This window comes from Petralouisia sp. (genome assembly GCF_056822245.1).
Map to the genome: position 1 here is coordinate 23,422 of NZ_JBQIOP010000047.1, position 6,867 is coordinate 30,288.

4 protein-coding genes and 1 other annotated feature are annotated in these 6,867 nt (G+C 45.5%); of the genes, 3 read left to right on the forward strand and 1 reads right to left on the reverse strand.

Going from position 1 to position 6,867, the window contains the following annotated elements; translation table 11 throughout:
• Positions 1–111 precede the first annotated feature (111 nt).
• Both ytvI and proS read left to right on the forward strand, forming a co-directional pair.
• Complete coding sequence (ytvI, locus tag ACTO17_RS15810) at positions 112–1,146, forward strand: sporulation integral membrane protein YtvI (RefSeq protein ID WP_482558601.1); 1,035 nt, start codon at positions 112–114, stop codon at positions 1,144–1,146.
• 47 nt (positions 1,147–1,193) lie between these two features.
• Positions 1,194–1,392 (forward strand) — a binding site (T-box leader).
• Positions 1,393–1,466: 74 nt separating this feature from the next.
• Complete coding sequence (gene proS, locus ACTO17_RS15815; RefSeq protein ID WP_172539518.1) at positions 1,467–2,909, forward strand: proline--tRNA ligase; 1,443 nt, start codon at positions 1,467–1,469, stop codon at positions 2,907–2,909.
• Positions 2,910–3,785: 876 nt separating this feature from the next.
• On the opposite strand, the gene ACTO17_RS15820 is transcribed toward proS, so the two are convergent.
• Entirely contained in the window at positions 3,786–4,043 is a 258-nt protein-coding gene (locus ACTO17_RS15820; RefSeq protein ID WP_172539519.1) for a TIGR03905 family TSCPD domain-containing protein, read from the reverse strand.
• A gap of 243 nt (positions 4,044–4,286) precedes the next feature.
• On the opposite strand from ACTO17_RS15820, the gene secA reads away from it, so the two are divergent.
• The gene (secA, locus tag ACTO17_RS15825; protein WP_172535637.1) at positions 4,287–6,851 is read left to right on the forward strand and encodes a preprotein translocase subunit SecA; all 2,565 of its coding nucleotides are present in this window, start codon (positions 4,287–4,289) and stop codon (positions 6,849–6,851) included.
• Positions 6,852–6,867: the final 16 nt, after the last annotated feature.

Genomic DNA, 6,867 nt, shown 5'->3' on the forward strand with positions numbered 1-6,867 from the left:
TATTTATGGAATTCAAAGAGTGAAATTTTTGCCGGGGCAGACAGATTTTTCCGGCATAAAAAGCAGAAAACGCCGCATACTGATTTCATGAACAGAGAAGCGAAAGAAAGCATGCGGAGAATAGTGAGAATTCTGGGAATTACCGTTTTGGTCTATGTCAGCATCCGTTGGCTGTTTCCGTTGGTAATTCCCTTTTTAACGGCATTTTTACTGGCAAAGCTCCTGAATCCGCTTGTGGAAAAACTGGAGAATAAATTAAAACTGAAAAGAAGCGTCTGGTCCTCCCTGCTTGTGGGACTGCTGTTGCTGCTGCTTGGCCTGGCACTGTACTTTTTTGTGAAAACACTGGCGGTTCAGATTAAGAATGTGATAGATAATCTGGAGCTGTATAAAAAGCAGGCGGGAGAATTATGGCGGGAATGCTGCTTTCAGATTGAAAACATTACCGGAATAAAGGCGGAGATGATTCAGGACGGCGTGCAGAAGCAGATACCGGAAATGATGAACCGGATGAAAACCAATGCGGTTCCCACTGTTATGTCCGGCACCATTTTGTATGCAAAAAATATGTTTGTATTTCTGGGCGTCTGCTTTATCGTGGTGATCAGCACGATTTTGATTCTGAAGGATTACGGGAAAATGCGAGAAACCCTGGAGCATCATCCGGTGGGAAATATGGCGCTGAAAATCTGCCGCAGAACGTATGAGGCCGGCGGGGCCTATATCAAATCCCAGATTATCATTATGTGCATTATCACTGTGATCTGTGTATTGGGACTGTTTTTTTCCGGAAACGAATATGCGCTGCTGACCGGGTGCGGAATCGGAATCTGCGACGCCATGCCATTTCTGGGAACCGGCACCATTTTTGTGCCCTGGGCCATTATTGAACTGATCCAGGGAAGGTATATGCTGGCGGCCATATATACTATTATTTACACGGTATGCAGCCTGATGCGTGAGATTTTAGAGCCGAAACTGCTGGGAAATAAACTGGGAATGCATCCTTTGGCGGTGATTGTGAGCATGTATGTGGGATTAAAGATTTATGGCTTGTGGGGATTTGCCCTGGGCCCTCTTACCTACATCCTTATCAAAGAAATCTATTATGAAACTTTGCTTGACAATCCCGGGCAATTGTCTTAGAATATCCATAAGCGCAGGGATGCCTGAATGCGGTAATATGAGATGGAAAACTGGCGAAGAAAAGGATTAGTACAGACAGGAAGATGCACAGAGAAGAAATCAACGGTGAGAGATTTCCCATACAAAAATCTGGAACCCGCCTTGGAGCCGCGTATGAGAATACGACGTGAAGCCGCGTTAAGGCAGTTGAGAGAATAACGTGAAGTTGTTAATCAGGGTGGTACCGCCGGATGTCCGGTCCCTATTGGGATTTGGATGTCCGGCTTTTTGCATATTGAGGAAGATTCGGTACAGAACTATCAGTAAAGGAGGAAGGAATTATGGCAAAAGACAAAAAATTAGTGGAAGCCATAACATCCATGGATGTGGATTTTGCACAGTGGTACACAGACGTGGTGAAAAAAGCAGAATTAATTGATTATTCCAGTGTGAAGGGATGCATGGTAATTAAACCGGCAGGCTATGCCATCTGGGAAAATATTCAAAAGGAATTGGATCGCAGGTTTAAGGAAACCGGGGTGGAAAATGTATACATGCCCATGTTTATTCCGGAAAGTTTGCTGCAGAAAGAGAAAGATCATGTGGAAGGGTTTGCGCCGGAAGTGGCGTGGGTAACCCATGGCGGCCTGAATCCCCTGCAGGAGCGGATGTGCGTCAGACCTACCTCGGAGACGTTATTCTGTGATTTTTATGCCAATGACATTCAATCTTACCGGGATTTGCCCAAATGTTATAACCAGTGGTGCTCGGTGGTTCGTTGGGAGAAAGAAACAAGGCCGTTTCTGCGCTCCAGGGAATTTCTGTGGCAGGAAGGGCATACCGCCCATGCGACTGCGGGGGAAGCAGAGGAGAGAACCCAACAGATGCTGCATCTGTATGCAGATTTCTGTGAAGAAGTGCTGGCAATGCCAGTGATCCGGGGAAAGAAAACAGACAAAGAGAAATTTGCAGGGGCAGAAGCCACCTATACCATTGAAGCATTGATGCATGACGGCAAAGCTTTGCAGTCCGGCACCAGTCACAATTTTGGGGACGGTTTTGCAAAAGCCTTCGGCATTCAGTATACAGATAAAGATAATAAGCTGCAGTATGTTCACCAGACTTCCTGGGGAATGACGACCCGCTTGATTGGGGCGATTATTATGGTGCACGGAGATGATTCCGGCCTTGTGCTGCCTCCTGCCATTGCGCCGGTTCAGGTTATGGTTATCCCCATTCAGCAGCATAAGGAGGGAGTTCTGGACAAAGCATCAGAATTGAAGGATATGCTGACTCAGGCAGGAATCCGGGTGAAAATGGATGACAGTGATAAGAGCCCCGGATGGAAATTCTCAGAGCAGGAAATGAGGGGAATTCCAATCCGCGTGGAGCTTGGGCCTAAGGATATAGAAGCAGGAAAATGTGTGTTGGTGCGCCGGGATACCAGAGAGAAAACAGAGTGTCCGATAGCCGAAGCTGCCAAAACTGCGGCGGAGCTGCTTCAGATCATCCAGAAGGAAATGTTCGAGCGGGCAAAAAAACATCAGGAATCTCATATTACAGACGTAACTTCTTATGAGGAATTTAAAGATGCGGTAGAACACAAACCTGGATTTATCCGCGCCATGTGGTGCGGGGATGTGGAATGTGAGAATAAAATTAAAGAGGACACCACAGCCACCTCCAGATGTATGCCGTTAGAAGATCAGCAGGCAGTTTCTGATGTGTGCGTATGCTGCGGAAAACCTGCCCATAAATTGATTTACTGGGGAAAAGCATACTAATACTATAGCGAAAAAAGTACACAATTAAAAGGCTGCACCGATATCAATTTCATCTGATGCAGCCTTCTATACTATGCTGTCCATGGGACTTTTACCTCATTCTTTCTGAAATCCTGATTCATTCCTTCGGAAATTTTGCTACCTCTGAATGCGATGGTATGTATCCATATAATCAACGTATCTTACTGGAATATCATACACTGTTTTCTTTTGATTGCTGATTCAGGGCTTCTTTTGAAAATTATCCTGATTTCTGAGTGATATTAAATTACTCTGTTCTGAACTTATCCATCTGCCAGAAACTTACTTAAATTCCTTATCAGAAAACTTAATATCTGCTACTGGAGATGCTTCCATCTTCCCATTCCGAAAATATAAGGTCGGATGTTATCACGTCTGCGAATATTAAACTTCAAATACTGCGAAAGGATAATAACCTTATTATAATTTCCCATTCCGAAAATGTAACTTCCGCCTAAGCATCTAAGAAATTTCACTGTTTCAAAATTCAGCTTCCGTTTCCTGCAGTTTCAAAATTCTCTTACGAAGAAAATTTAATTCTGATTCAAGTCTGTACAATGATGTCGATTTGAGGGCAGTTCACTTAATATTTTGGTGGTCCGTACCTCGCTTTCTTAGATTAAGAGATGTTTCATGTCTTTCCCAAGGGTCTGTACCTCCTTTTCCTGAAGTTGTGTTTCTTTTGTTTTGTTGAGTTTATTATATCTAATAAAACTTGAAATGTCAACAATTATTTTCAAAAATTTATATTAAACATGCTTATAATTGGAAATGTATAAATAAGCTGCAAAATATTCTGAAAATTTAAACTGCAAAAAAAGAACAGGGGATGTCAGTCAGCCCCTGTTCTGTACTTTAGCCCAGAGATGCTTCATAAGCTGCGCGGCAGGCTTTGGCAAGCTGATCTCCGCAGGAGGTTGGCCGGCCGTTGCAGGAAATGCCGCCGATTTTTTCCTCCACCTGGTCTACCGTAAGACCTTCCACCAGCTTGGGGATGGCTTTCAGGTTGCCGTTGCATCCGCCGGTGAATTTCACATCCTTGACAACATTGCCTTCTAACTCAACCTCAATCATTGTGGAGCAGGTTCCTCTGGTTTTATAAACATAGCTCATTTTTTCTCTCCTTTTGCAGTAAGAATTGTAGAAATTTATTTGGAGTATCCATAAAGAATACAGAAAGTATAGCATAAAAGCAGCCCCAGGAAAAGTGGATTTCATAAAAAATTCATAAATCGTTCATGGGATTAAGTATTGTGAATCAAATCATTCAGTGGTACAATATAAGAAGTTGTCCGCTATAAACGGAATAGAATCGACGGCGGTTTTTCTGCTGAAATGAAAACAGGAGCATAGTATATGGGTATTATGAATAAAGTATTCGGGACTCACAGCGAACGGGAACTGAAGAGGATTAATTCTATGATAGATAAGATTGAATCCTACCGCCCGGCAATGATGGAGATGCCCGATGAGGAATTGAAAGGTAAGACGAAGGAGTTCAAAAAGAGACTGGAAGAAGGGGAGACTCTGGACGGAATTCTTCCGGAAGCTTATGCAGTCGTACGGGAAGCGGCAAGGCGAACCCTTGGAATGGAGCACTACCGCGTGCAGCTGATCGGCGGTGTGATTCTCCATCAGGGCCGTATTGCGGAGATGAAAACCGGTGAAGGAAAAACACTGGTATCCACCCTGCCGGCTTATCTGAATGCGCTGGAAGGGAAAGGCGTCCATGTAGTTACAGTCAATGATTATCTGGCCCACCGCGATGCGGAGTGGATGGGAAAAGTACATGAGTTTCTGGGCCTGACCGTAGGCGTGGTGCTGAATTCCATGGATAACGATGAACGGCGGGAAGCTTACAATTGCGATATTACGTATGTTACCAACAATGAGCTGGGATTTGACTACCTTCGTGACAATATGGTGATCTACAAGGAACAGCTGGTACAGCGTGAGTTACATTATGCCATCATCGACGAGGTGGACTCCGTATTGATTGATGAAGCCCGCACCCCGCTGATTATTTCCGGTCAGAGCGGGAAATCCACCAGTTTGTATGAAGCCTGCGATATTCTGGCAAGGCAGTTAGTCCGGGGAGAGGACATGCCGGAATTCTCCAAGATGGACGCCCTGATGGGGGTGGAGCAGGAAGAAACGGGAGATTTCATTGTCAATGAAAAAGACAAAGTGGTAAATCTTACGGCGGAAGGCGTGAAGAAGGTAGAGCGGTTTTTCAGGATTGAGAATCTTGCCGATGCGGAGAATCTGGAGATTCAGCACAATGTAATCCTTGCGCTGAGGGCGCACAATCTGATGTTTCGGGATCAGGATTACGTGGTTCAGGATGAGAAGGTGCTGATTGTAGATGAATTTACCGGACGTATTATGCCCGGCAGACGTTATTCTGACGGTCTGCATCAGGCCATTGAAGCGAAAGAGCATGTAAAGGTAAAGCGGGAGAGCAGAACCCTTGCCAATATTACATTCCAGAATTTCTTTAATAAATATAATAAGAAGGCGGGCATGACCGGTACGGCATTGACGGAGGAAAAAGAATTCCGTGATATTTACGGGATGGACGTAATTGAGATTCCCACCAATATGCCGGTGATCCGGAAGGATTTGCAGGATGCCGTATATAAGACGAAGAAAGAGAAATTCCATGCAGTAGTGGAAGAAATTGAAATAGCCCATGCAAAAGGGCAGCCGGTTCTGGTGGGAACCATTACCATTGAAACTTCAGAATTAATCAGCGGAATGCTGAAAAAGAGGGGCATTCCCCATAAGGTTCTGAACGCTAAGTTCCATGAACTGGAAGCTGAGATTGTGGCGGAGGCAGGACAGCACGGGGCTGTTACCATTGCCACCAATATGGCAGGCCGCGGTACGGACATTAAGCTGGATGAGGACGCTAAGGCTGCCGGGGGACTGAAGATTATCGGTACGGAACGTCATGAATCCAGGCGTATTGACAATCAGCTCCGGGGACGTTCCGGACGGCAGGGAGATCCGGGAGAATCCCAGTTTTTCATCTCCCTGGAGGACGATCTGATGCGTCTGTTTGGTTCTGAGAAGCTGATGGGCATGTTCAATGCTCTGGGGGTGCCGGAGAATGAACAGATTCAGCACAAGATGCTTACCAGCGCCATTGAGAAAGCTCAGATGAAGATTGAGAGCAATAACTTCGGAATCCGTAAGAATCTGCTGGAGTATGACCAGGTTATGAACGAGCAGAGGGAGATTATTTATGCGGAGCGCCGCCGTGTGTTAGACGGAGAGAGCATGCGGGATGTCATCTATAAAATGATTACAGATCGGGTGGAGAATACAGTAGATACCTGTATTTCTGCAGACCAGGACAGCGGAGAATGGGATCTGAATGAATTGAATCAGCTTTTGATTCCGATTATTCCCTTAAAGCCGGTGATGCCGGAAGATGTGAGGGGAATTCAAGCCAATGAGTTAAAGCACCGTTTGAAAGAACAGGCTGTGAAAGCTTATGAGATGAAAGAAGCGGAGTTTCCGGAACCGGAGGCAGTGCGTGAGTTAGAGCGCATGGTACTGTTAAAGGTCATTGACCGGAAGTGGATGGATCATATTGACGATATGGATCAGCTTCGCCAGGGCATCGGCCTGCAGGCATACGGTCAGCGTGATCCTCTGGTAGAATATAAAATGAGCGGCTATGACATGTTTGACGGCATGATTGCCAATATTCAGGAAGACACCGTGCGTCTTTTGTTCCATGTGAGAATTGAACAGAAGGTAGAACGTGAGCAGGTGGCGAAGGTAACCGGAACCAACCGGGATGACACGTTGCAGAAAGGGCCAAAGAAGCGGGAGAATGCCAAAGTATATCCCAATGATCCCTGCCCCTGCGGAAGCGGCAAGAAATACAAACAGTGCTGCGGCAGAAAATAGAAGATAACACAGGCTG